Source organism: Mesorhizobium shangrilense (assembly GCF_028826155.1).
GTDB lineage: Bacteria > Pseudomonadota > Alphaproteobacteria > Rhizobiales > Rhizobiaceae > Arvimicrobium > Arvimicrobium flavum.
In genome coordinates, this window is the sequence record NZ_JAQGPN010000001.1 from 2,399,367 (window position 1) to 2,424,528 (window position 25,162).

The 25,162-nt window shown below is 65.8% G+C and carries 25 protein-coding genes; 14 read left to right on the forward strand and 11 right to left on the reverse strand.

All coding sequences use genetic code 11. The annotated features are described in order from the left end of the window. The first annotated feature begins 99 nt into the window (after positions 1-99). From PD284_RS11600 to PD284_RS11615, 4 genes are all read left to right on the forward strand, one after another. Positions 100-825, forward strand: a complete 726-nt coding sequence (locus PD284_RS11600) for an AzlC family ABC transporter permease (RefSeq protein ID WP_274628353.1) — start codon at positions 100-102, stop codon at positions 823-825. Further along, positions 822-1,118 (forward strand): AzlD family protein, encoded by a 297-nt coding sequence (locus PD284_RS11605; RefSeq protein ID WP_274628354.1) that lies wholly within the window; start codon positions 822-824, stop codon positions 1,116-1,118. Before PD284_RS11600 ends, PD284_RS11605 begins: the two co-directional genes overlap by 4 nt. 64 nt (positions 1,119-1,182) lie before the next feature. After that, the gene (locus PD284_RS11610) at positions 1,183-1,431 is read left to right on the forward strand and encodes a BrnT family toxin (RefSeq protein ID WP_274628355.1); all 249 of its coding nucleotides are present in this window, start codon (positions 1,183-1,185) and stop codon (positions 1,429-1,431) included. Continuing rightward, a complete protein-coding gene (locus PD284_RS11615; protein WP_274628356.1) occupies positions 1,428-1,733 on the forward strand; it encodes a BrnA antitoxin family protein in 306 nt (101 codons plus the stop codon). The genes PD284_RS11610 and PD284_RS11615 overlap by 4 nt, the downstream gene beginning before the upstream one ends. Positions 1,734-1,743: 10 nt before the next feature. On the opposite strand, the gene PD284_RS11620 is transcribed toward PD284_RS11615, so the two are convergent. Then, positions 1,744-3,570: an aminopeptidase P family protein gene (locus PD284_RS11620; protein ID WP_274628357.1), complete on the reverse strand. Its 1,827-nt coding sequence runs from the start codon at positions 3,568-3,570 to the stop codon at positions 1,744-1,746. Between the two features lie 215 nt (positions 3,571-3,785). Here PD284_RS11620 and PD284_RS11625 point away from each other — a divergent pair, with 215 nt between their 5' ends. After that, positions 3,786-3,965 (forward strand): hypothetical protein, encoded by a 180-nt coding sequence (locus PD284_RS11625; RefSeq protein WP_274628358.1) that lies wholly within the window; start codon positions 3,786-3,788, stop codon positions 3,963-3,965. Positions 3,966-3,971: 6 nt separating this feature from the next. Here PD284_RS11625 and PD284_RS11630 read toward each other — a convergent pair whose 3' ends face one another. The 3 genes from PD284_RS11630 to PD284_RS11640 are packed head-to-tail and all read right to left on the reverse strand — an operon-like array spanning position 3,972 to position 5,659. Continuing rightward, positions 3,972-4,844, reverse strand: coding sequence for a 50S ribosomal protein L11 methyltransferase (locus PD284_RS11630; protein ID WP_274628359.1), 873 nt, complete (start codon positions 4,842-4,844; stop codon positions 3,972-3,974). 43 nt (positions 4,845-4,887) lie between these two features. Continuing rightward, positions 4,888-5,466 (reverse strand): SCO family protein, encoded by a 579-nt coding sequence (locus tag PD284_RS11635; protein WP_274628360.1) that lies wholly within the window; start codon positions 5,464-5,466, stop codon positions 4,888-4,890. Between the two features lie 34 nt (positions 5,467-5,500). Then, positions 5,501-5,659 carry a hypothetical protein gene (locus tag PD284_RS11640; protein ID WP_274628361.1) on the reverse strand — a complete coding sequence of 53 codons (159 nt, stop codon included), beginning with the start codon at positions 5,657-5,659 and terminating at the stop codon, positions 5,501-5,503. Positions 5,660-5,813: 154 nt separating this feature from the next. Here PD284_RS11640 and PD284_RS11645 point away from each other — a divergent pair, with 154 nt between their 5' ends. After that, on the forward strand, positions 5,814-6,305 hold the full coding sequence (locus tag PD284_RS11645; protein WP_411956195.1) for a CreA family protein: 492 nt from the start codon (positions 5,814-5,816) through the stop codon (positions 6,303-6,305). A 36-nt stretch (positions 6,306-6,341) separates the two neighbouring features. Continuing rightward, positions 6,342-6,974: an LbetaH domain-containing protein gene (locus PD284_RS11650; protein ID WP_274628362.1), complete on the forward strand. Its 633-nt coding sequence runs from the start codon at positions 6,342-6,344 to the stop codon at positions 6,972-6,974. A gap of 43 nt (positions 6,975-7,017) precedes the next feature. Here the strand turns inward: PD284_RS11650 and PD284_RS11655 are convergent, their stop codons facing one another. Both PD284_RS11655 and PD284_RS11660 read right to left on the reverse strand, forming a co-directional pair. Continuing rightward, the gene (locus tag PD284_RS11655) at positions 7,018-7,926 is read right to left on the reverse strand and encodes a CPBP family intramembrane glutamic endopeptidase (protein ID WP_274628363.1); all 909 of its coding nucleotides are present in this window, start codon (positions 7,924-7,926) and stop codon (positions 7,018-7,020) included. A gap of 116 nt (positions 7,927-8,042) precedes the next feature. Beyond that, the gene (locus PD284_RS11660; protein WP_274628364.1) at positions 8,043-10,685 is read right to left on the reverse strand and encodes an ATP-dependent helicase; all 2,643 of its coding nucleotides are present in this window, start codon (positions 10,683-10,685) and stop codon (positions 8,043-8,045) included. A gap of 303 nt (positions 10,686-10,988) precedes the next feature. Between PD284_RS11660 and PD284_RS11665 the strand changes: the two genes are divergently transcribed. Further along, positions 10,989-11,561, forward strand: coding sequence for a glyoxalase superfamily protein (locus tag PD284_RS11665; RefSeq protein WP_274628365.1), 573 nt, complete (start codon positions 10,989-10,991; stop codon positions 11,559-11,561). A 30-nt stretch (positions 11,562-11,591) separates the two neighbouring features. Here the strand turns inward: PD284_RS11665 and PD284_RS11670 are convergent, their stop codons facing one another. From PD284_RS11670 to PD284_RS11680, 3 genes are all read right to left on the reverse strand, one after another. Beyond that, the gene (locus PD284_RS11670; protein ID WP_274628366.1) at positions 11,592-12,503 is read right to left on the reverse strand and encodes an acetamidase/formamidase family protein; all 912 of its coding nucleotides are present in this window, start codon (positions 12,501-12,503) and stop codon (positions 11,592-11,594) included. A gap of 157 nt (positions 12,504-12,660) precedes the next feature. Then, positions 12,661-13,200 carry an OmpA family protein gene (locus PD284_RS11675; protein ID WP_274628367.1) on the reverse strand — a complete coding sequence of 180 codons (540 nt, stop codon included), beginning with the start codon at positions 13,198-13,200 and terminating at the stop codon, positions 12,661-12,663. Further along, a complete protein-coding gene (locus PD284_RS11680) occupies positions 13,197-13,871 on the reverse strand; it encodes a L,D-transpeptidase (RefSeq protein ID WP_274628368.1) in 675 nt (224 codons plus the stop codon). Before PD284_RS11680 ends, PD284_RS11675 begins: the two co-directional genes overlap by 4 nt. Before the next feature lie 82 nt (positions 13,872-13,953). Between PD284_RS11680 and PD284_RS11685 the strand changes: the two genes are divergently transcribed. The 4 genes from PD284_RS11685 to PD284_RS11700 all read left to right on the forward strand — a co-directional run bounded on the left by PD284_RS11685 (position 13,954) and on the right by PD284_RS11700 (position 17,982). Then, positions 13,954-15,168 (forward strand): DMT family transporter, encoded by a 1,215-nt coding sequence (locus tag PD284_RS11685; protein WP_274628369.1) that lies wholly within the window; start codon positions 13,954-13,956, stop codon positions 15,166-15,168. 125 nt (positions 15,169-15,293) lie between these two features. Continuing rightward, the gene (locus PD284_RS11690) at positions 15,294-16,472 is read left to right on the forward strand and encodes a TMEM43 family protein (RefSeq protein WP_274628370.1); all 1,179 of its coding nucleotides are present in this window, start codon (positions 15,294-15,296) and stop codon (positions 16,470-16,472) included. 104 nt (positions 16,473-16,576) lie between these two features. Beyond that, the gene (locus tag PD284_RS11695) at positions 16,577-17,452 is read left to right on the forward strand and encodes a dienelactone hydrolase family protein (protein WP_274628371.1); all 876 of its coding nucleotides are present in this window, start codon (positions 16,577-16,579) and stop codon (positions 17,450-17,452) included. A gap of 17 nt (positions 17,453-17,469) precedes the next feature. Beyond that, positions 17,470-17,982, forward strand: a complete 513-nt coding sequence (locus PD284_RS11700; protein ID WP_274628372.1) for a cupin domain-containing protein — start codon at positions 17,470-17,472, stop codon at positions 17,980-17,982. A 15-nt stretch (positions 17,983-17,997) separates the two neighbouring features. Here PD284_RS11700 and PD284_RS11705 read toward each other — a convergent pair whose 3' ends face one another. Together PD284_RS11705 and PD284_RS11710 are read right to left on the reverse strand one after the other, a co-directional pair. Next, positions 17,998-19,173, reverse strand: a complete 1,176-nt coding sequence (locus tag PD284_RS11705; protein ID WP_274630611.1) for a hypothetical protein — start codon at positions 19,171-19,173, stop codon at positions 17,998-18,000. Between the two features lie 24 nt (positions 19,174-19,197). Then, positions 19,198-19,689: a thioesterase family protein gene (locus PD284_RS11710; RefSeq protein WP_274628373.1), complete on the reverse strand. Its 492-nt coding sequence runs from the start codon at positions 19,687-19,689 to the stop codon at positions 19,198-19,200. 103 nt (positions 19,690-19,792) lie between these two features. Here PD284_RS11710 and PD284_RS11715 point away from each other — a divergent pair, with 103 nt between their 5' ends. Both PD284_RS11715 and PD284_RS11720 read left to right on the forward strand, forming a co-directional pair. Then, positions 19,793-21,205, forward strand: a complete 1,413-nt coding sequence (locus tag PD284_RS11715; protein WP_274628374.1) for an FAD-binding oxidoreductase — start codon at positions 19,793-19,795, stop codon at positions 21,203-21,205. A 93-nt stretch (positions 21,206-21,298) separates the two neighbouring features. Then, positions 21,299-25,144 (forward strand): AsmA family protein, encoded by a 3,846-nt coding sequence (locus PD284_RS11720; RefSeq protein WP_274628375.1) that lies wholly within the window; start codon positions 21,299-21,301, stop codon positions 25,142-25,144. Positions 25,145-25,162: the final 18 nt, after the last annotated feature.

Here is a 25,162-nt window from a genome sequence, read left to right on the forward strand (position 1 = left end):
GTCGCCGTGCTTCACTGCCGTTGATCACTGCCTCAACCGAATTCGTGTGACACGACAGCCTGGCTCGCCTAGGTATCGCGGCGTCCGCAGGAGTTTCTTTTGGCCACCGAAGCGATACCCCAGCGCAGCCGCGCGTCCGAGTTTCTCGAAGGCGTGCGCATGGGGATGCCCGTCGTCATCGCATCGGCGCCGTTCGCGCTGTTGTTCGGCGCGGTCGCCGTGGACAACGGCTTCACCGTCGCCGAAGTGGTCATCATGAGCGCGGCCATCTTCGGCGGCGCCAGCCAGATGGTCGGCATCGAGCTGTTCGGACAGCACATCGCGCCATGGCTGGTGGTGCTCTCGATCTTCGCCGTCAACTTCCGCCACGTGCTCTATTCGGCGACCATCGGCCGGCATCTCACCCACTGGCCGCTGGGCCAGCAGGCGATCGCCTATTTCCTCCTGACGGATCCGCAGTTCGCGGAAACCGAACGCAAGGCCGAGACGGGCAGGCCCGTCAGCTTCGTCTGGTACATGGGCATGGGGCTCGTCATGTATGTCAACTGGACGGTCCAGAGCGGCCTGGGCGCGCTGTTCGGGCGGCTGATCCCCGACACCCGCGCACTCGGCATAGACTTCCTGCTGCCCATCTACTTCCTCGGGCTCGTGATGAGCTTCCGCAAGCGGCCGCTCTGGCTGCCCGTGGTGATCGCCAGCGGCATCGCGTCGATCGTGGCCTACAAGACGATCGGATCTCCCTGGCACGTCTCGATCGGCGCTCTGGTCGGCGTGATCCTCGGCGCCATCGCCGCGCCGGACAAGCAAGAAAGCCCGACGGCATGAGCACCACCCTCTGGATCATCTTCTTCGCCGCCATACTGACCTACCTGACGCGCGTCGGCGGGCACCTCGTCCTGTCGCGCTTCGAAAAGGTCCATCCCCGCGTCCTGGCCGGCTTGAACGCGGTTCCGGCCGCCGTTCTCACCACGCTGGTGGCGCCGGCCATCCTCACCGCGGGACCGGCGGAGTTCGTCGCCATGCTGGTCGCCGGGTTCGTATCGCTGCGCTACGGCCTGCTGCCGATGTTCCTGATCGGCGCCGCCGTGCTGATCGCCATGCGGCAGGTGGTGGGGTAGGGGCAGTCTATATTAAGTACACGAAAATAATTGACTGCCAGCGATTTTCGTGTACGGATAATGCGTGGAAATCGTCTGGGACGAACGCAAAAGGCGGGCGAATCTCGAGAAGCATGGTCTCGATTTTGCCGCTCTATCCCTCGACTTCTTTCTGACCTCGCTGGTTCGTCCCGCGAAGCAAAACCGGATGCAGGCCATTGGCCGCATCGAGGACGCCTGCATCGTCGTGATCTTCGTGCCGCTCGGATCGGAGGCGCTGTCCCTGATCTCAATGCGACCGGCCAGTCACGAGGAACGAAAGCTACTGCCATGACCAAGATACCCAAGAGGCAATCCGAATTCGTTGAAGGCCGTGGATACGGAATAGAGGATTGGAACGACGTCTCCGACAATCCAGAGTTCAGCGCCGACGATCTAAAGAAAGCAAAGCCATTTGCCGAAGCCTTTCCCGAATTGGCGGAGAACATCCGCCGCGGACGGGGGCGTCCGCGTGTCGATTCACCGAAGCAAGCGGTAACCCTGCGCCTCAGTCCGGATACCCTTGCCAAGTTCAAGGCGGGCGGCAGGGATTGGCGCGCGAGGATGAGCGAGATCCTCGATAAGGCGAACGTTTAGGGCGGCCCGCTCAAATCTCCGCCGTCGCCGCCTCCAGCCATGCAAGCGTTTCGCCGTCGACCATCGGGCCGATCTCGGCCAGCACGCGGGCGTGATAGGCGTTGAGCCAGCCGCGTTCGGCTTCGCTGAGAAGCTCGGCCTTGATCAGCCGGCGGTCGATCGGCACGAGGGTGAGCGTCTCGAAGGCGTGCATGGGAATATCACCGCCTTCGATGGGCTCTTCAGGCGTGACGAGGATGAGGTTTTCGATGCGGATGCCGTAGTGGCCTTCCTTGTAGTAGCCGGGTTCGTTGGACAGCATCATGCCGGACAGCAGCGTCTGCGTTCCCGTCCTGGCGATACGCTGGGGCCCTTCATGCACGGAGAGGTAGGAGCCGACGCCGTGGCCCGTGCCGTGGGCGAAGTCGCAGCCCCGCCTCCATAGCGCGATGCGGGCAAAGGCGTCGATGTCCATGCCGCGCGTGCCCGGCGGGAAACGCAGTGTCGAAATCCCGATCATTCCCTTCAGGACGAGGGTGAAGCGCTCGCGCATCTCCTCGGTCGGCGCGCCGATGGGCACCGTGCGGGTGATGTCCGTGGTGCCATCCTGGTACTGTGCGCCGGAATCGACCAGATAGAGCTCGCCGCGTGCAAGCCGGCGGTTGGTGCCGCGCGACACCTTGTAGTGCATCATAGCGCCGTTCGGACCTGCGCCGGAGATCGTCGCGAACGACACGTCGCGCAACGGCATCTGGGTTTCCTCGCCGGTCGTGCGACGGCACTCTTCGAGCTTCGTCACGGTGGCGATCTCGTCCAGCGTGTCGGGATCGGTACGGTCCAGCCAGCACAGGAACTTCGTCACTGCAGCGCCGTCGCGGCGATGCGCGGCGCGGCTGCCGTCGATCTCGGCGCGGTTCTTCGTCGCGCGCGGGATGCGCGCCGGATCCGGCGCCTCGACCACCGTGCCGCCGTTGTCCACCACGATCATCCTGAGCTTCTCGGCGGCGAGAACAGGGTCGAGCGAAATGCGCGCCCCGCCCCGGGCGAGGGCGGCAAGCGCCGGCTCAAGGTCGCCGGGCGCGCGGAGATCGCAGAGCTGGGTAAGATATGCCTCCGGCTCGATCGGCAGCTTGCGCTTGTCCATGAAGAGCAGGTGCTTGCCGTCGGCCGCAAGTATCGCGAAACCGAGCGCAAGCGGCGTGTGTGGTACGTCCGATCCACGGATGTTGAAGGCCCAGGCGATCGACGACGGATCGGTGAGCACGACGTGCGTGGCGCCATCCTTTGCGACGGCCTGAGCCAGTCGCTGCAACTTCTGCTTCGCCAGTTCCCCGGCAAACTTGGCCGGGTGGATCTCGACGCGCCCGAGCGGCGGCGACGGCTGATCCTGCCACAGCTGATCGATCGGGTTGCTCGGCACGGGAACGAGAGTCGAGCCGATCTTCTCGGCGGAAGCGGCCAGCGCTTTCACGTCGCCGATGGTGAGCAGCCACGGATCGAAGCCGATGCGAAGGCCCTTGCCGAGGTTTTCCTGGATCCAGGCGGCGGGTGGCGTGTCGATCAGGCTGGCGACCGTGAACACGTTCATATCCACCTGCTGGCGGACCTGCAGTTGGTAGCGCCCGTCGACGAAGATGACCGCGCGGCCGGCGAGCACGATGGCGACGCCAGCGGAGCCCGAAAAGCCCGTCAGCCATTTCAGCCGCTCCGAGCGCGCCGCCACATATTCTCCCTGATGCTCGTCCGACCGCGGCACAACGAACGCGTCGAGGCCATTGGCCACCATCCAGTCGCGCAAGGCCGCAACGCGGGGTGCGCCGACCGACGGATCGCCCTCGGAATCGAATGTCTGGAACATGGGTAGAGCCTCGTGAAATTGTGCGCGGGACGGTAGCGTTGCGGGTGCACGGATGCAATCGGTTCGCACCGCCTGTGGACGGCTTGCTACGCGCCCCGGAGGGCCATGCAAAATCGCAGGAGCGGGCATGCACAACCCTGACTTCAAATCAGGGTGCGAATGCTTACTCTATGGTTGTGGAGGAGATCATCTTTGATCCTGACAACGAGATCGAAATGTCCACCAAGAACCGCTTCTTCCGTAACGCCCTCAATGCCTTCATAGCCGTCCGTGAGCGTCAGGCGGCAGCCTATGTCAACGGCGTGCTGCTGTCGCTCGACGACGAGACGCTTGCCCAGCATGGCTATGTGCGCTCCGAGCTTGCGCGCCGTCCGACGCGCTATTCGATGTACTGAGACCCGTCACCGTTTCAGGTGGATCGTCACCCAGCCTTCGCGGTGATCGGTCCTGACGTGGCGGAAACGCTGGCCGACATAGGCCGATACCACCGCATCGCGCTGCCGATCGAGGATGCCTGACAGGATCAGCGATCCGCCGCCGGACAGGTGGCGCGACATGTCCGGCGCCAGCCCCATCAAGGGGCGCGCCAGGATGTTGGCGACGATGAGGTCGAAGGGCGCGCTGGCGGCGAAGGCTGGATGATGGAAGCCGGGCGCCGTGACGGCGCGCACCAGATCCGTCACGCCGTTCAGCGCCACGTTCTCGGCCGCGACCCGGGTGGCAACCGGATCGATGTCGGTGGCGAGCACCGGAATGCGGGCCAGCTTGGCGACGGCGATCGCCAGGACCGCGCTGCCGGTGCCGAGGTCGAGGGCGTTGCGCGGATTTTCGCGCTTCATCACCCTTGAGAGCATGTCGAGGCAACCGGCGGTGGTGCCGTGATGCCCGGTTCCGAAGGCCAGGCCGGCCTCGATCTCGATCCCGATGTCGCCGATGCGGCGCTTGTCGCGGTCATGCGCGCCGTGAACGAGGAAACGACCCGCACGGACAGGCTTCAGCCCTTCGAGTGATTTCGTCACCCAGTCGATGTCTTCCAGGATTTCGCGGTCGATGTCCTGCGGCAGACCTATCTCGCGCAGCGTCCGCTGCATCCGCTCTTCGATGTCGTGAGTCCCGCCAGGATCGTAGATCGAGACCTCGTGCAGATCGCCTGCCTCATCGATCTCGTGGATGAGCAGCGGCAGCCCGTCCTCTTCGAAGACCTGCTCAAGTGCGTCAAAGGCGCGCCGGGCATCGGCGCCCTTCAGGGCGAGGAACAATCGCGTCTGCGGCATCATATGAAATCCAGGCGGAACGGCCGGCGGCGTTTTGCGGCCTTCAGCCTTTTGCCGCGAGGCGCTTCAACTTTGCAACGGCCGTGTCGCGGTTTTCCTCATAGGCGATGGTGCCGGCGAAGTCGCCTGCGCCATTGAGGAGCACGACGGACGCAGTGTGGTCCATGTTGTATTCGCCGCCGCCGAGATCGACCTTGCGCCAGAATATGCCGAAGGATTTCGCCATGGCGAAGACCTTGTCCGGTTCGCCGGTGATGCCGGTGATGCGGTCGGAGACGTTGGTGACGTAGTTCTTCATCACCTCCGGCGTGTCGCGCTCGGGGTCGATGGTCACGAAATAGGCGCGGATGTCCTTGCCCTCGTCGCCGAGCTGCTTCAGCCAGCCATCCATCTCGACGAGCGTCGTCGGGCAGACTTCCGGGCAATGGGTGAAGCCGAAGAAGATCGCGCTCGGCTTGCCGCGAAAGGCCGCTTCCGTGATCGGCGCATTGGTATGGTCGGTCAGCGTGAAGGCTGCGCCATAGGGCTCGCCGCTGTTCTGCCGGCGATACCAGTCGAAAGTCAGGAAGCCGACGCCTACCGCCATAAGGACGAGAATGCCGATGAGGATCGATCGCATCATGAAAATAGGTTCCGACTTGCGCTTCGGCGGGGTTCTAGAAGCACCAGGACAGGCCGGATTCGATCAAGGCGCGGAAGATGCCGGCGTCGTTGTCGATCCAGGCGGCAAAGGTCGCACCCGTGGCGGCCGCAAGGACGACAACGGCAAGGATGATCCGGGAGACAGTCTGTGCCGGTGTGCTGGTGCCCAACATGCCTTCTATCTAGCCCGTCTGGGTTCTTTGCAAAAGTAGCCACTCTGTCGCGAGGACTGCACATTGTCGTGGGCGCGGGGCGGCGGATCGGTATCGCATTGCGGCCGTTGTTCCCAATCACCAAGTGAGATGCATGCAAATTCTGGAGACGCAGATGCGCCGAATCGCTTCATCCTTCGCCTTCGCGGGCCTTTTCGCCGCCGCGATCATGCCGGCCGCGGCCCAGGAGGTCGGCAAGGTCGGCGTCGACTGGCTCGGCAACGACATCATCATCGAGGCGGTCAAGGATCCGGAAGTGGAGGGCGTCACCTGCCACGTTTCCTATTTCGATCGCGGAGTGATCGACCGGCTGCAGAAGGGGAACTGGTTCGAGGACCCCTCCGATTCCTCCATTTCCTGCCGGCAGACTGGGCCGATCTCGATCGGCGACATCGACCTCAGCGAAGAAGGCGAAGAGGTCTTCAAGCAGGGGATCAGCCTGATCTGGAAGAAGCAGGTCGTGAACCGCATCTACGACAAGGCCAACGAAACGCTCATCTACCTCTCGCATTCGCGGCAGGTGCAGGACGGCTCGGCGAAAATGTCGATCACCACCGTGCCGCTCTATGGGCAGCAGGTGAACTGGAAGAACGGCAAGCCGGGCTGACTTGCCGCGTCGATGCCGGCGGCGTAAAGCCGGCGCATGGACGATCCCGCCGATCTGAGGTTCAAGGACCCCGAGCCGCGCGCGCATCCCACGGCGGAGCTGAAGTCCTGCCGGCTGGGAAGATTTGCCGCGATCGGCGAGCGCGTCATCCTGCGCGAGGTGACGGTCGGCGATTTTACCTATTTCGAGCGCCACGCCGAAGCCATCTACACGACCATCGGAAAATTCTGCTCGATTGCCGCAGACACGCGCATCAACGCGCTCGAACACCCGGTGGAACGGCTGACCACACACAAGGTGAGCTATCGGCCGAACGAATATTTTCGCTATCTCGGCGTCGACCAGGGCTTCAGGCAGCGGCGGCAGGCGAAGGCGGTTGTCATCGGTCACGACGTGTGGATCGGGCATGGCGCCGTCATCCTGCCCGGCGTCACCATCGGCAACGGTGCGATCGTTGGTGCCAATGCCGTCGTCCGGCGCGATGTGCCGGCGTATACGATTGTCGCGGGTGTGCCTGCGCGCGCGGTGCGAAGACGGTTTTCGGAGGAAATCAGCGCCAGGATTGAGGCGCTGGCCTGGTGGGACTGGCCGCTGGACAGACTGGCGGACGCCATCCCAGACATGCAGGCCTTGCCGATCGAGGCTTTTCTGGACCGCTGGGGCGAATAACCGCCGCGGGGAACCTTGGAGGTCTGCCGGCTGCGAACGACCGTCAGTTCCGGGTAGTCGAGGTCCGGTCGGTTGTCGCCCTGCCGGGCTTGTCCCAATCGGCGATGGCGGGCTCGATATAAAAATGCTTCCGCAACTGGTGGCGCGTGGCCCAGGTGATCGCCGCGATGAGGATCATCAGCAGCCAGCTGATCGGCGCCATGCGGATGTCCTCGGTGCCGCCGAGCCACCAGACGTCGGGCTGGTAGACGAGCAGGTCGGTGCGGCGCAGGAAAACCTTGAACCCGAGCAGGCCTGCATGAACGCCCATGGAGCAGGCGATGGAGCCGGTCGCGATGTAGGTGATCGCAAACAGTGAGCCCAGCAGCCATAGCCCGAACAGCAGCCCGCCGACATCCCAGAGCGTCCACGCGTCCTTGTAGGAGATCAGATGGGTCACGGAGAAGATCGCCGACCCGATGACCACCGCCCAGAAGCCGACCCAGAACGTGCCGTTGTATCTCAGGTGGCGCATGACGAAGGCGCGGAAGATCATCTCCTCGGTATAGGCGAGGACCACGACCACCAGCAGCGCGGTGATCGTCTTGCGGAGCAGAGTGAGCGAGAAATTCGCCCAGGCTTCCTGCGACCACGAGACATAGCCCATCCAGCTGAGAAGGGCATAGGCAATGATCATCAGCAGGACGGCCTGGACCCACATCGCCGCGAAACCGGCCAGGGCGCGGCCGAAATTGGCGTTGTAGGGCTTCATGAAGACGAGTGGCCCGCCGCCGCGCCTAGCCGCGAAACCGATCAGGAACGGGATGATGATGACGAACAGCCCGACCTGTCCGACGCCCCTCGTGTCCGTCAGTGACACGCCGGCGCCGGACCAGCGCAGCACGAGTTCGACTGCGGCGCAGACGACGAAGATGAGGGCGAGAAGGCCGAAAATACTGCGATAGCGCGACAAAGGAGGGTCCGGGGGAAATGTCCAGATGGATGTTTGCCGGGGTTGGCTAACCGATGGCGTCCCCAAAGTCCACTCACGCGGATGTGTGCGGAGCGACGTGACGACGGGGAGAAAGTTCACACGGCGGTGACGAACCCGTCGAGCACCTTCTTCTGGCCGGCCTTGTCGAAGTCGATGGTGAGCTTGTTGCCTTCGATGGCCGATATGTTGCCGTTTCCGAACTTCTGGTGGAACACGCGGTCGCCGACATGGAAGGCGGACGGAGTGTCGGAGACGGATTTCGCGACCAGCTCGCCATCGATGGTGCGGCCCTTCACCGAGCCGCGGCCGGCGCCGTAGCCGGAATCGGTTTCGCCATAGCCGATGCGCTCGACTTGGTGGCCGGAGCGCGAGCCCCAGTTGCGGTCGGTCGCCTCCGTGCGGTTCGCCTGGGCGCGAGCCCAGCCGGGCGTCGAATAGCTGTTCGAGAAGGACTTTTCGCCGACCGAATCGAAGCGCGAGGCCCCGTAGGGGTTCTGGCGGCCCGGTTCGCGGAAGCCGCCGCGGCCAGATCCGCCATAGGAATTGCCGTAGCCACCGTAGGAGGAGCCGCCCTCGCTGATTTCGACATGGGCCTCGGGAAGCTCATCGAGGAAGCGCGACGGGATGGTCGACTGCCAGAGCCCGTGGATGCGGCGATTGGAGACGAACCAGAGGTGCAGGTTCTTCTTGGCCCGGGTGAGGCCAACATAGGCGAGGCGGCGTTCCTCCTCCAGACCCGAACGGCCGCCTTCGTCCAATGCGCGCTGGTGGGGAAACAGGCCTTCCTCCCAGCCGGGCAGGAAGACCGTCTCGAATTCCAGGCCCTTGGCCGAATGCAGCGTCATGATGGACACGGCGTCCATATCCTCGTTCTGCTCGGCGTCCATGACCAGCGCGACGTGCTCGAGGAAGGAGCGCAGCGACTCGTATTCCTCCATGGAGCGGATCAGCTCCTTGAGGTTTTCGAGCCGGCCCGGCGCCTCGGCCGAGCGGTCGTTCTTCCACATGTCGGTGTAGCCGGACTCCTCCAGGATGATCTCGGCGAGCTCGGTGTGGGGTTTGGTGTCCAGCATCTCCTGCCAGCGGGCGAAGTTGGCCGCGACCTCGCGCAGTGCTGCGCGCGGCTTCGGCTTCAGTTCGTCGCTCTCGGCGAGGTTGGCGGCAGCGGCCAGCATGGGGATGCGCATGGCGCGCGCGGTATCGTGGATCTGGCGGATGGTCGCTTCGCCGAGGCCGCGCTTCGGGACATTCACGATGCGCTCGAAGGCGAGGTCGTCCGCGCCTTGCGCGACCACGCGGAAATAGGCCATCGCGTCGCGGATCTCCTGCCGCTCATAGAAGCGGGGGCCGCCGATGACGCGGTAGTTGAGGCCCATGGTGACGAAGCGGTCTTCGAACTCGCGCATCTGGAACGAGGCGCGCACCAGGATCGCCATGTCGTTCAGATTGTGCCCGCTGCGCTGCAGCGCCTCGATCTCCTCGCCGACCGCGCGCGCCTCCTCCTCCGAATCCCAGGCGGCGTGGACATTGACTTTCGGGTCGTCAGGCGAGGGGTGCTCGGTGAACAGCGTCTTGCCGAGACGGCCCTCGTTGTGGGCGATGAGATGCGAGGCCGCGCCCAGGATATGGGCGGTCGAGCGATAGTTGCGCTCCAGCCGGACGACGGTGGCGCCCGGAAAATCCTTGTCGAAGCGCAGGATGTTGTCGACCTCGGCTCCGCGCCAGCCGTAGATCGACTGGTCGTCGTCCCCGACGCAGCAGATATTTACGCTCACGGCCGAGCGCTTGCTTCGCTCGCTGGCCTCCGCGGGGGCGGGCGAAACATCGCCCGGCGCGCGGTCGCGCGCTCGGCCTTCGGCCTGGGAGTTGGCGCCGCCCGCCGATTTCGATCGCTGCGCGAGCAGCCGCAGCCACATGTACTGCGCGGTGTTGGTGTCCTGGTACTCGTCGACCAGGATGTACTTGAACTTGCGGTGGTACTCGGCGAGCACGTCCGGTTGCGCGCGGAAAATTCGGATCGGGTGGCAGAGCAGGTCGCCGAAGTCGCAGGCGTTCAGCGTCTGCAGGCGGTCCTGGTAGGCGGCGTAGAGTTCGCGGCCCTTGCCGTTGGCGAAGGAGCGGGCGTCGCCCTCGGGGATCTCCTTGGGCCCCAGGCCCTTGTTCTTCCAGCCGTCGATCATGTTGGCGAAGGTGCGGGCCGGCCAGCGCTTGTCGTCCAGCCCCTCAGCCTGGATGAGCTGCTTCAGCAGGCGAATGACGTCGTCGGTGTCGAGGATGGTGAAGCCCGACTTCAGGCCGGCTAGTTCGGCATGGCGGCGCAGGAGTTTTACACCGATCGAGTGGAAGGTGCCGAGCCACGGCATCCCCTCGACCTGCTCGCCGACCAGCAGGCCAATGCGCTGTTTCATCTCGCGCGCCGCCTTGTTGGTGAAGGTGACGGCCAGGATCTGGCTCGGATAGGCGCGACCGGTGGCGAGGATGTGGGCGATGCGGGTGGTGAGCACGCGCGTCTTGCCGGTGCCGGCTCCGGCGAGCACGAGCACCGGGCCTTCCGTCGTCTCGACTGCGAGCCGCTGCTCGGGATTGAGGCCCTTCAGGTAGTCGGGCGGAGTGTTGTGGCCCTGCCGCGCGGCGAGCGCTCGGGCGGCTATGCCGGACGCGGGCGCGCGCGGAGCCTCGCCGCCGCGGGGCGCGGGCTCCTCGTCGAAGAAGGGCATATCGTTGGGGAATCCGGACATCTCTCGCGAATGTAGTGATTCGAGGTCAAAAGGCCAGCTTCGTCTATGGTTTGTTCTCGAAGTCAATGCGAGCCTGTGGATCGTTGCACGATCACCGCCGGGCGGGTCCGCGCCTTGACGCGGCCGGGCGGCAGTGCGAGTTTTCCGGCGACGGCCGGATGCGGCCGGCAGCCCGCGCTCCCAAAGAGCATGGCGAACGCATCCAGATGACCACGTCTTTCCCCGATCCATCCGGACCGATGGGCGCGACGGCAATGCGGGCGCTGTGCGGCACGTCCATCGGCGGCGAAGGATTGGAACGACATGCGGACTTTTCGGGACGCGAAGGCGATGGCGAAAGCCATGCGCGAGGCCTTGGGCATCAAGGGACTGACCGTCTCGCACAGCGAGGCGCTGGAGGTCGTGGCGCGGCAGTTCGGCACGGAGAGCTGGAACGTGCTGGCGGCGAAGATCGAGAGTGAGGAAGCGGACGGGCAGGAGAGGGCGGCACACGGCGCGGAGCCCGCAATCGCCTTCACGCAGCCGGTGCCGATCCTGCGCATCTTCGACGAGGACAAGGCGCGGGAATTCTACGTCGGCTGGCTAGGCATGGAGATCGACTGGGAGCACCGCTTTGCTCCCCAGATGCCGCTCTACTGCCAGGTTTCGCTCGGAGGCATGAAGCTGCACCTCAGCGAGCATTCAGGCGACGCCAGTCCGGGCGCAACCTGCCTGGTCTACATGGAGGGCGTCGAGGCCTGGCAGAAGCAGCTGGTCGGCAAGCCCTACAAATACAACCGGCCGGGGCTCGAGCGGCAGGACTGGGGGCTCGAATGCACCGTGATCGACCCGTTCGGCAACCGGATCAGGTTTCTGGAGGCAAGGACCGGCGATTAGGGCGGGAAAGCGCCGAGACGGCCCGGGCCGTCAGCGCTTCGGCAGCCATTTCTTCTCGATGCGGCACGCCATCGTGTAGGCCGGATCGAAGACGTTGCCGACGTCGTAACGGACGACCTGTCCCATGAGATGGCTGGCGGCTGCAGGGCTCAGGCCGTAGTCGCCCGTCAACCAGTTGAACATGTCGGTCGTGGCGTGCTGCAGCGCCTGGTCGAGCGGCCTCGCATTGCCGATCGAGAAAATGTCGGTGGCGTTTTCGCCGCGCGGCCACACGAGATTGCGGCCCTTCTCGACCGTCAGGCGCACCTCGACCTCGAAGCAGGTCTCGATGCCGGTCCCGACGATCTCGCCGTCGCCCTGGGTGGCGTGGCAGTCACCGAGGAAGAACAGCGCGCCGGGCACGGCGACGGGGAACCAGACCGTCGCGCCGGGGCAGAAGCCCCGGTAGTCCATGTTGCCGCCGTTCTCGGCGCTGGTCGCGGTGGAGAACGCCTGCCCATAGGCGGGCGCGACGCCGAAGCAGCCGATCATCGGCTCGAGCGGCAGCACGAATTCCTCGAGGCCCGGCACCGCCGGATCCGGCGTCACCGTCAGCGCCTGCCGGTCGATCCGCCAATTCACCTTGTCGCGCGGCGGGAGGCCTCGAACGAACTCCGGATCGACGACGTTGGCGGCCAGCGAGGCGCGGGTCCAGCCCGTAGCCCGGATCGGCGTCATTCGGACGATCTCGACCTTCAGCGCGTCGCCCGGCTCGGCCCCGGTCACGAAGATCGGGCCGTTCATCGGGTTCGGCTCCGGGGCGCGCTGCACGCCGTCCTTGTCGAAGCCGTGGGCGTCGATTGTCTCGGTGATGACGGTGTCGCCCGAAGCGATGGTGAGGGCGGGGGGCAGGGTGCCCAGTACATTCGACCAGGCGGTGGCGGTGAAGCTGTGCGTTGTCATGGCGCAAGGCGTAGCCGAGCACCTGCGACCCGACAAGGCTTCATGGCGCTCCGTTGGTAGTCCAGGCAAGACAAAAGATACTGGCTCACCAACGCGGTCGCCCAGATCGGTGCGGCACCAGGGCCCGGGCAAAGTGATGCCCGAGCCCGTAAGGCCCTCAGGTGTCGCGGACCGTGCGCAGGTTGGCGACGACGCGCCTGTTCTGCACCTTGCACGACCGTTCGCTGCAGTTGCGGACCTCGCGGTCCTTGCCGTAGCCCTTCGCCCACATGCGGGCCGGATCAACGCCGGCGGTGGCGAGATAGCTCATCACCGCGTCTGCGCGCTTCTGGGACAGCGCGACCTGAGAGCCCGATCCGCCGGAATCGTCAGCGAAACCCTGCAGTTTGATGAGCCATTTCGGGTTCTGGTTGAGCCACGCGGCCTGGCTGTCGAGCGTCGCCTTGGCGACCGAGTCGAGGGCAGCCGAGTCCGCGGTGAAGTAGATGCGGCGGCCGACATTGAGGATGAAGTCTTCCTCGGTGCCCGCCTGCATCTTCTCGAAGCCGGGGGCGGGCTGGTTGGTCTCGTTCGGTGTGGTGGAAACCGGGGGTGGCGGTTCCTCCGCCGACGGATTCATGGCGGTGGTCGTCGAACAGGCAGCGACAAGGGCGAGCAGCCCGGCGGTTGCGAGAAGGCGGAGCGCGGCGAACCTCATTGCGGGGCTCCCGCATCCAGATCGGCCAGCGCCTGCGAGCGGTCGGCCTGGTCGGCGATGTGCGGGAGCACCTGGGTCGCGGTGCCGATGGGGCAACGCTGGTAAAGGTCGATCACGTCCTCGTTGAACATGCGGATGCAGCCGCTGGAGGCGTCCGTGCCGATGCTCCAGGGCTGGATGGTGCCGTGGAAGCGATAGCCGGTGTCGGCGCCGTCACGGTGCAGATAGAGCGCGCGTGGACCAAGCGGGTTGCTGGGCGACCCGCCCGCGACCGATTCCGGAAGATCGGGATTGCGCTGTCGCATCGCCGGCGGCGGCGTCCATTTCGGCCACAGCGCCTTGCGGTCGACGGTGGAGCGGCCGAACCACTTGAAGCCTTCCTTGCCGACGCCGACGCCGTAGCGGATAGCCGTCTTGTTCTCCATGATCAGGTAGAGGAAGTGGTGGCGGGTATCGACGACGACGGTTCCGACCGGTTCGCTCGAGTAATACTTGACCACCTGCCGGCGCCATTTCGGGTTGACCTTGGAAAAATTGGTCTTCCTGTAGGTGAAGCCGTTGTCGGCGGCTGTACCGCTAAACCAGTCCTTGGCGGCGGCGCTCGCTTCACCTGCATGCAAGACGGCAGCCGCAATCCCGCCAAGCACGACTTCCCTGCGCGACAACAACATCGGATTTTCCCCTCAATCTGGTGCAGACCATAAATGAGCCGATTGCGAGATCAAGCGCCGCGACAAAACTCTCGACAGGAAGGTGCGGCCGCTCGCGGTCGCACAGACATCTGCACCATTCGAAAGCGTTTCTTGTTCATTAAAAGCGCGGGCGAGAAAGGGTATCCGTGGCAAAGTCAAACGGCAGATCGATACTGGGCGACGCAAGGCGGGCGACCCGAATCAGCTTGTCGAGGGTGATCCGGTCGATGATCCGTCTTGCGAAATGCGGCTCCGGGGCGTCCCGCCAGCGGAAGCCGAACGGCTGGATCGACCGCACTCCATCGCTGGCGCTATCGGGCCGGGCCGCCGGATGCTGGAAGGCAGCGCGCGGTTGGAACTCTCCGGCTGGCGCTTGTACTTGGAGCACGCTTCGACATTGCATATTGCGCATGATGGATTGAGGTCCGCCTGGCTCGGCATTGGCCTGATGGCAGTGGTTTCGCTGGTCGTTCCCTCGGTCGACGGCATCGCCAAGCACCTCAGCGCCGACCATTCGCCGCTGTACGTCAGCTGGGCCCGCTACTCGGTGGCCTGCGCCATCGTGCTGCCGCTGGTCGCAGCGCGCTTCGGGTGGAGGGTGTTTCCGGGGGAGCAGCTCGGCGTGCATGTCTTGCGCACGGTGCTGATGATTACCGCGATGACCTTCTATTTCCTCGCCATCTCCTTGATTCCCCTGGGAAATGCGATCACCGCGTTTTTCGTGGGGCCGATCGTGGCCATGGCGCTCGCGGTGGTGTTCCTGCGGGAGCCATTGACGCTGGTGAAGGTCGCAAGCCTTGCGCTGGCTGTCTTCGGCACCCTGGTCATCGTCGGGCCCAGCGGCGGTGCGGTCGATCTCGGCCTCGTGCTCGCTCTGGTTTCTGGCGCTTGCTTCGGGCTCTACATGATCGCAGCGAGGCTTGCGTCGCAGGCCAGCGATCCGTTGAAGACGCTGGCCTTCCAATGCGCGCTCGGCACGCTGATCCTGACACCGCAGGCGGTTTGGACGTGGTCCACACCCGGCCTGGACGAACTCGGGCTCTTCCTGGCGCTGGGCATCATTTCGGCCGCCTGCCACATCCTCGGCATCCTGGCCTTCCGCTATGCCGAGGCGTCGACGCTGGCCCCACTGGTCTATCTTGAACTGATCGGCTCGGTCGCCATCGGCTATCTCGTGTTTGGAGACGTTCCGGGCGTCGCCGTCTGGATCGGCGCGGCGGCCATCGTGCTGGCCGGGCTGATCCTGCTGAAGCAAAACCGGCGCAAGACCGCCTAGCTTTCAGGTTGAAGCACACGGCGCAGGCGCGATCGCGGAATTGCCCGCCTGACGCCTTTTCCCCAAAACGCTTTCGTGTCTATTGGCGTGGGGGCCGCCGAGGCGAAGGCTGGTTGGGGAAACAGATGGGCGACACATTCACCGTGACCACGCGGACGTCGTGGTTCGCACGGCTCAAGGATTCGGTGATAGGCGTTCTGGTGGGGCTGCTGCTCCTCGCCGGAATGGTCTTCCTGCTGTTCTGGAACGAGGGCAGGGCGGTGCAGACAGCGCGGTCGCTGGCCGAGGGAGCCGGCGTCGTCGTTTCGGTCACGGCCGATAGCGTGGACGCTGCGAACGACGACAGGCTGGTGCATGTGTCCGGCAGCGTCACCACCGACCACACGCCGGCCGATCCCACCTTCGCCATCGCAGCCGAAGGGCTGAGGCTCGAGCGCCGCGTCGAGATGTACCAGTGGCAGGAAAAATCCCAGTCGAAGACCGAGGACAAGCTGGGTGGCAGCCAAGAGACCGTGACGACCTATTCCTACTCCAAGGGATGGGACGATTCGCCGGTGGATTCCTCCGATTTCCAGAAGCCCTCTGGCCACGAGAACCCGCCGATGGAGATCATCGGCCAGGATTTCCAGGTGCCGGCGGCGCGGCTCGGCGCCTTCGAACTTGATCAGGGCATCATTGCGATGATCGGCGGCGACAAGCCGCTGGCGATCGCGCCCGACCGGTCGGCCGCGATCGATGCCGCATTCGCCGGGGACAAGCGCGTCAGCGTCCTCGAAAACCGCATATATCTGGGCAGTGATCCGGCCTCGCCGGCGGTCGGCGACTACCGCATCTCGTACCGGCTCGTGCCGGCGGGACCCGCTAGCCTGATCGGCAGGCAACAGGGCGACGGCTTCGGCACCTACCAGACGGAGGCCGGCGACGAACTGCTGATGGTCGAGGCCGGCACGGCATCGCCCGCGCAGATGTTCGCCGACGCCCAATCCGCAAACAACCTGATCACGTGGGTGATACGGACGGCAGGGCTGATCTTCCTGTGGGTCGGGTTCGCGATGATCATGGGCCCGCTCGGGGTGGTGGCGGCGGTCATTCCGCCGCTCGGGAAACTGATCGACTTTGGCGCCGGTCTCGTGGCGCTGCTCCTCGCGATCCTTGTCGGGACCGTCACCATCGGGATGGCGTGGTTCTGGTATCGTCCGCTGCTCGGCGCAGCGATCATGGCTGGCGGGCTGGCCGTCGCCTACGGGCTCGGCCGGCTCCGGCGCGCGCGGGGAAATGCGCCGGCGGCAGCGCCGGCCGCCTGAGCGCGAAAAACACGTCGCGGTGGGGGCGCGGCATTCACCCTTGTGTGATTGGACCGGGCAGCATCGCTCCCTATCCTCCCCGAGGGCCAAACCGGAGGAGTGACATGACGCGACCTCAGATCACCCAGGCGATGATCGACGCCTATGACGAATACACCCATCTGACGCTCGACCGCCGCGGGTTCATGGAGAAGCTGAGCAAACTGGCCGGCTCGGGCGCGGCCGCCGCGGTGATCGCGCCGATGCTTGCGGCCAACAGCGCCCAGGCCGCGATCGTGGCGGAGGACGACGCGCGCGTGAAGGCGGAAGACGTCACCTATGCCGGCGGAGAGGGCGAGATGAAGGGGTATCTCGTCACGCCCGCCGACGCGACGGGCAAGCTCGGCGCTGTGATCGTCATCCACGAGAACCGCGGACTGAACGCGCACATACGCGATGTCGCGCGGCGGATGGCGCTGGAGGGCTTCGTCGCGCTCGCTCCGGACTTTCTCTCGCCGCTGGGCGGCACCCCTGCCGACGAGGAGAAGGCGCGCGAGATGTTCCAGCAACTCGATGCCGCCAAGACGGCGGCGAACGGCGTCGCGACGATCGCGTTCCTGAAGGGGCTCGACGCCTCCAACGGCAAGGTCGGCGCGGTCGGTTTCTGCTGGGGCGGCGGTACGGTGAACGCGCTTGCGGTCGCGTCGCCGGATCTCGCGGCCGGCGTCGCCTATTACGGGCGGCAGGCAAATACCGACGATGTGCCGAAGATCGAGGCGGCGCTGCTGTTGCACTATGCCGGGCAGGACGAGCGTATCAACGCCGGTATCGAGGCGTATCGCAAGGCGCTGGAGGAGGACGGAAAGGAATTCACCATCCACATCTATGACGGCGCGCAGCACGCCTTCAACAATGACACCTCCGAAGCGCGCTACAACAAGGAGGCAGCCGACCTCGCCTGGGAGCGCAGCGTGGCGTTCTTCAAGGAAAAGCTCGGGTAGAAGGTCCGAGACCGATCTTGTCCAGCCCCCAGCTTCATCACTTCCGGCCCTCGAACGGCATGCCCAACAACAATCTTCCGCTGATTGTGTGGAAGGGCGGGTTACCGGTCGAGGCGCGCAACGGCCAAGCCGCGTGCGCGCTCTACCAGATGAACGGATGGGGAGGCACGTGGGTGTACACCGTCTACCCATTCTGGCATTTCCACGCCAAGGGACACGAAGTGCTGTCGTGTGTCTCGGGGACGGCGAGGATCGGGTTCGGCGGCGACGACGGGATCGTCGCCGATGTCTCGGTCGGCGACGTGGCCATTGTGCCGGCCGGCGTGGGGCACAAGAAGCTGTCGGCGTCGCCCGGATTCCAGATGGCCGGGGGCTATCCGCCAGGGCAGCAGGGCGACATCGTGAGGCCGGGCGAGATGTCGGACGCCGAGATCGCAGCGGCAATCGGCAAGCTGGCCCTGCCGGAGACCGACCCGATCAGCGGGAAGGAGGACGGGGTGGTCGAGTTCTGGCGACGGGCGGCGGGCTGAGCCGCGCGCCTGTTGCTACAGCGACAGCGTCGCCTGCCTGATCCATTGCAGCCGCTTGGCCGGCACCAGTCCGAAGTTGTAGTAGTTGACGCCGGTGGCGCCCGCGTCGATCGCGGTCTCGCTGACTTCGGCGAGTTCTTCCGGACCTGTCATCTCCGGATGAAAGAGCCTGAAGCCCGCGCCGAGAAATTTTTTGGGACCGATGGCGCGGCGCATGTCGGCGATGCCGGCGACGGTGGACGTCGGTGCGCCGTAGAGGCACAAGAGCAGCCCGTCGCAGGCTCTGGCGACTTCCTCGAGGTCGAGGCCGGCATACCAGGTGGAAGCGTCGCTGATCACAACCACCTTGGTGTCGGGATGCGCTTCGGCGCGGATCTCCCCGACGAGGCTGGTCACAACGGTTTCGCGCCAGCGCAGATAGTCGTGAAGCGCCGGGATCGAACGGAATGCCTCGATGCCCTGGTCGGGAAAGGCCGGAAAAGTCCGTTCGGGACGCTCGCGCTCAAGCGCTTCCACCATGGCCGCCTCGACCCAGCGGCGGGCTGCCTTGGCATCGACGCGATCGGCGGCCGCACGGTTGCGGCAATGCTCGCAGAAGCAGATGGAAAGGAAGAAATCCTCTTCCGGGGTGAGGCCGACGCCATCCTTTTCGTGGTGGTAGCCGTGGGTAAAACCCATGAAGCTCGGCGTCTCGAGCTCGATCATGTCGGGGCGGTAGCCTTGCGAGATGTCCTTCGCCAGCGTGCGCGCGTAGGCGCGGGCGGCCGGGGAGGAGGGGCAGAGGCTGTAAAAGCTCGGGTCGCCGAAGGCGTTGCGGGCCACATGGTCGGGATGCAGCATGCCGAGCCGCGTGTTGTGCAGGCAAACCGTCCAGCAGGAGGTGCGCACGCCGGACGCGGCGCGGGCATCGACGAGCGCGCGCAACATGTCGCCGTCGCGCTCGACCTGTTCGGCCATTTTCGGCCGGATGACCGCATCCGTCCAGAGATCGGCGGATGGGCGGAAGTAGACGGTGCCGTCCTCGGGAAAGTAGCTCTTTCGGCTCCTTCCGCGCGGCTGCACGAAGCGCCCGGCATGGTAGGAGGTGGCGAGGCTCACCGTGTTGAGGCCGAGGCCGCGCACCTCCTCGATGACAGGCTCGACGCTCTGGTCGGCTACGTCCCACGGGTAGGTCCAGAGGGAAAGCTGCAGGTCGCTCACGGCCAGGTCCTCCGTTCAGCTTGATTTCGACTTGCGCGCGATGCCGATCGAGCGGCCGGCGCGAGCGGGCATGGCAAGATGCGCGTGCGCGCCGCGCATCGCCTCTACCTTCGGCATGATGTCGGCGGGGAAGGGGGCGACCTTGGGGCCGGACATGTCGATATGCAGCGAGAGCGATTCCGAGGTCGCGGCCAGCCAGCCGTCGACATGGCGGATCTCCTGGTAGGCCCGCAGGCGCTTCTCGTCGTGGTCGAGCAGGTGGAAGGTGACGGTGACCTTGTCACCGAGGTGCAACTCCCGCACGTAGCAGACGTGTACCTCGGCCGAGTAGATGGTCAGACCCCGCTCTTTCGCGTAGTCGGGGCCGAGCCCCATAACTTCGAAAGCCTCGTCGGAAGCGCGGTCGAAGAGCACGTTGTAATAGGCCATGTTGAGGTGGCCGTTGTAGTCGATCCAGTCCTTTTCGACTTCCATCACGCGCGACACGAAGGGGGCGGCCTTGGTCATCAAACGGCTCCTGCATGCTGGCTTGCCTTGAGGCGGCCGAAACCTGCTATAGGCGAACGATGCGAACAACAAGGGCCGCACTGGTCCATCGAGGGAGGAAATCATGGCGCTGAGCGACCTGATCAAGGTGGAGCGCAACGAAGCCGGCATTGCCGCCGCTCTCGGCATCCTCAAGCAGCGCCTGGGCGACCGCTTCCAGACCGGGCAGGACATTCGCAGGCAGCACGCGCACACGACGACCTACATCCCCAACCAGGCGCCGGACGGCGTGGCTTTCCCGCGCTCCACGGAAGAGGTGCAGGAGATCGTGCGCGTCTGCGCCGAGCATCGCGTGCCGGTCATCCCGTTCGGTACGGGAACCTCGCTCGAAGGCCAGACGAATGCGCCGGGCGGCGGCATCTCGGTCGACCTGATGCAGTTGGACAGGGTGCTGGCGGTCAATCCGGAGGACCTCGACTGCACGGTTGAGCCCGGCGTCACCCGCGAGGCGCTGAACACGTATATACGCGACACCGGGTTGTTCTTCCCGATCGACCCCGGCGCCAACGCCAGCCTGGGCGGCATGGCGGCGACCCGGGCATCCGGCACCAATGCCGTGCGCTACGGCACCATGCGCGAGAACGTGCTGGCGGTGACGGCGGTGATGGCGGACGGGCGCGCGATCACCACCGCGCGGCGCGCCAAGAAGACGTCGGCGGGCTACGACCTCACCCGCCTGCTGGTCGGTTCAGAGGGCACGCTCGGCATCATCACGTCCATGACATTGAAGCTCTATGGCATTCCGCAGGCGATCTCCGGCGGGGTGTGTCCGTTCCCGACCGTCGAGGACGCCTGCAACGCGGTGATCGCGACCATCCAGATGGGCATTCCGGTTGCCCGCATAGAGCTGGTGAACGCCCTGCAGATGCGTGCGCTGAAGAACTACTCCAAGCTTGAATACCCGGAGAGCCCCTGCCTCTTCGTCGAGTTCCACGGCAGCGAGGCGGGCGTCGCCGAGCAGGCCGAGAGTTTTGGCGAGATCGCGGCCGAATTCGGCGGCGGGCCGTTCCTGTGGACCAAGGTCGCCGAGGAGCGCGCCAAGCTCTGGAAGGCGCGCCACGACGCCTACTGGGCCTCGCAGACGTTGCGCCCCGGCGCCAAGGGCCTCTCGACGGACGTCTGCGTGCCGATCTCACGTCTCGCAGAGTGCATCGCGGAGACCGAGGCCGACATCGCGCGGATGGGCCTGATCGCGCCCATCGTCGGGCATGTCGGCGACGGAAATTTCCACGTCCTGGTGCTGATGGACATGGAGAATGCACAGGAGATCGCCAAGTCGGAGGAATTTGTGGCAAGGCTGAACATGCGCGCCATCGGCATGAACGGCACCTGCACCGGCGAGCACGGGATCGGCCAGGGCAAGCTGGCATTCCTGGAGAGCGAACTCGGCGAGAGCGTCGACTTCATGCGCATGATCAAGGTCGCGCTCGATCCCCAGAACATCATGAATCCGGGGAAGATCTTCCCGCTTGCCTGAACCAGGCATCGACGCGGGGGGCTCGCCACTTTATCGTCAGACTGATCCCGCTAAGCTGCAAGGGGCTTGGGAGATTCCTTTGGGCGAGGAGCGATGCTTGGCCGTCTATTTGTCCTGATCGGAGGTTTGCTGGTGCTGGCCCTCACGGCGGCGCTGGTGGGCCCCTATTTCATCGACTGGACGAACTACCGTGCGGACTTCGAGCGCGAGGCGAGCGCGATCCTGGGTCGCAAGGTGACGGTTCGCGGCGAGGCGACGGCGCGCCTGTTGCCGTTCCCCTCCGTGACGTTCTCGGACGTGACGGTGGGCGGCAACGCCGACACACCCGCAATGACGGTCGAAACCTTCTCCATGGACGCCGAACTCGCCCCCTTCATGCGGGGCGAGTTCCTGATCTTCGACATGCGCCTGGTGAGACCGAAGGCAACCGTCACGGTCGCCGCGGACGGCACCATCGACTGGGCGGTGCGTCCCTCGGCGCCATTCGGCGCACGCGACATCTCGCTGGAGAAGCTGACGATCACGGACGGGGAGGTGGTCGTGCGCCATACGGCGGGCGGACGCGAGCACGTGCTGTCGGAAATCAATCTCGACGGGTCGGCGCGTTCGCTGGTCGGGCCGTGGCACATCGAGGGGATGCTGCGCGCCGACGGACGGCAGGCGGCGCTGTCGGTGTCCACCGGGGCCGTCGACGACGCTGGCGGGATGCGGCTGCGGATCCGAACCAACCCGGCGATCTACCCGGTGATCGTCGAGGCCGACGGCACCGCGCGCATGGACAAGGGGATACCGACCTATGCCGGCGCTTTCCGCGTCGTCGCCAAGGAAGACGTCAAGGACGAGCTGCGCGGCAGCGAGGGAACGCCGCGTGCGGCGGCCAAGGGCGACCGCGCGCCCGCACCGCCGGCAAACCGGCTGGGCGGCGCGTTCAGCGTCACTCATGAGCGCCTCTCGATCGACGAGTTCCGTTTCGAGACAGGGCCGGTCAATGACCCGTATGTGGCAGAGGGCAAGGCGTCCGTCGATCTCGGCGCTGAACCGCGCTTCTCGATCACGGCCGACGGCGCGCAGGTGCGCCTGGACGAGGAGGGCGGCAGCGGCGGGGCGGGCCAATCGGTCGAAGCGCGCCTGGCGGGCCTGCAGAGCCTGTTGTCGGGTCTGCCCATGCCCGCAATTCCTGGCTCGGTCCAGGTCAACCTGCCGGCGATCGTCGCCGGCGACACCATGATCCGGGACGTCAGGCTGTCGGCCGAGCCGAAGGCAGGCAACTGGGACATCGAATCGCTCGCCGCCACATTGCCCGGACGCACAACCGTGGAAGCCCGTGGCACACTCGCGACTGTCGGGGAGATAGGCTTCAAGGGCAACCTGCTTCTGGCCATCGCGCAGCCCTCGGGGTTCATGGCCTGGCTGTCGAAGGATGTTGACGAGGCGATCCGGCGACTGCCGGCGGCGGGGTTCAGTTCGTCCGTGGACCTGACGGCGACGCAGCAATCGTTCCGCGACCTCGAGCTGCAGCTCGGCGCGGCAAAGTTCCGCGGCGAGGTCGACAGCCGGCGGCCAGCAGACGCGCGGCCCTCGATCAAGGTGCATCTCGACGGCGGCGCACTCGACTTCGACGGGCTGTCGGCCTTCGCGTCGCTGTTCGTGAGCGAGAAGGGGACCAACCGCTTCTCAGATACCGACCTGGACATCGCGGTGAGGGCCGGCCCGGTGACGGCGGCGGGGATGACGGCGGGCACGCTCGACACGGCGCTCCGCCTGCGCGACGGAACGATCGAGGTCGACAAGCTGGCGATCGGCGATCTTGCAGGCGCCACGATCGGCGCCACGGCGAGCGTGAAGAATTTTCCGGTGAAGCCGACGGGCGAACTCGACGCCACGCTCGTCGCCGTCGATCTGCAGCCGCTGCTGGACGTCCTCGCGGCGCAATATCCCGGCCAGCCCTGGCTGACCGCGCTGCGCGAACGCGGGGCGTCCCATGCCGGGCTCTACGCCGACAGTGAAATCAGCCTGGTCGCTGAGGCGTCCGTCGACGAGGGTGACGAGACGATCTATTCACTCGACGCGAAGGGCGTGTCCGGCGGTACGGATTTCACCGGAAACTACCGTGGAGCGATCGCAAAGCCCGAAGCCAGGATCTCGCTCGCCTTCAACGGCAAGAACGCCGACGCAACGGCGCTCATGTCGCTGCTCGGGGTGGAGACGCTGCCTCTCGGATTGACCGGTCCGGGCTCGGTTGAGCTTTCGGCGGAAGGCGCATTGCGGGACGGGCTCGCGACGAAGTTGCGCTTCACCGGCGACCACGCCGCAGCCGGTTTCGAGGGGAGCGTCGGCGCCGCCGAAGACGGGCCTTCTGCGAAGGGGTCCATCACGCTGGAAGCCACCGACATCGAGCCTTGGATGATGACGGCGGGGCTAGCGCTGCCCGGGATGGGAACGGGAACCGCCGTCGCCCTCAAGGCCGAGGCCGACTACGGCAACGGGCTGCTGGTATTGAGCGGCCTGGACGGCACGGTTGCGGAAGGTGCGGTCGCCGGCGACGTCAACCTGGAGGTCAAGGACGGGTTGCCGCATCTTTCCGGACAGCTCGCGATGGATGAACTGGACGTCTACCCGATCGCCAAGGCGATTCTGGGCGAGGCCACCCTCGAAGGCGCGGATGCGGACTGGGCCACCACGCCTTTCCAGCCGAAGTCGCTGGCCCCGCTTGCCGCCGACGTCGATCTCACGGCGGGCAGCTTCTCGGTCGGGCCGATCGCGACGGTGAGCAACGCGAGTCTGTCGCTGCGGCTGAGCCAGGAGGGCCTGCGGATCAGCGACCTGACCGGCAAGCTGGCGGACGGGGAACTGAGCGGGCTGCTGGAGCTCAAGAACAATGACGGGTCGGGCCTGGTCTCGACCCAGCTCAAGCTGGAGAACGCGGACATCTCGCAGCTCCTGCGGAGTTCGGCCATCGACGGGCGGGGGGATATCTCCGCCGCGCTGTCGGGCAGCGGCAAGTCGATCGAAGGGATCGTGGCGGCGCTTTCCGGCTCGGGGACGTCGTCGCTGCACGACGTGGTTCTGCGGGGCATCAACCCGGATGCATTCCCGGCCCTGATCGCCGAGGCGGACAGGATCGGACGCGACATCGACGGACCGAAGACCGCGGCGTTCGCGCCGGCGCTGGTTGGCGGCGGCTCCTATGCCGCGGGCAACGTCGACCTCGCCTTCTCGGTCGCCGGCGGGGTGCTGCGCGCGCCGCCGATTACGCTCGACAACCCTCACGCGAAGATTTCCGTCGAGGTGCGCGGCGACGCCAACGACCGGACGGTGGCGGCCGATGGCGCCATAACCTATGCGCCGGGCGAGGAGGCGCTTGTCGGCTCGGAGCCCACGGTGCGCTTCGCGCTTTCGGGAACGCCCGGCGCGGCGAACCTCACCTTCGACACCGATCCGCTCGCTCAGTTCCTGACCCAGAGGGCGCTGGAAATCGAGCAGGCGCGGGTCGAGGCCATGCAGGCCGACCTCCTGGAGAAGCAGCGGCTGCGCCGGGAAGCCCGCTACTACGCTGCCCTCCAGAAGGAACGCGACCGACTTGCCGAGGAGCAGCGCAGGGCCGAGGAGGACGCCCGCCGCAAGGCCGACGACGCCGCACAGATCAAGGCCGAGGAGGAAGCGCGCATCAAGGCGGAAGAGGAGGCCAGGCGGCAGGCCGAAGAACAGGCGCGGCTGGATGCCGAAGCTGAGGCAAAACGCGCCGCGGAACAGGCCCGGCGCGAGGCCGACGAGGAGGCGGCGCGCGCAGCGACGCAGGGTGAGTTCCCGCCGCCCCCGACCGAGCAGGCGGCGCCTGTGCCTTCCGATCGGGATTCCTCGGACGCGTTCGAAGAGCCGACAAGGAAGCGCCGCAACCCGTTCTCGCTGAAGGAAATCCTGGAATCGCTGGGGAACTGATCCGGTGCGGCTATCGCC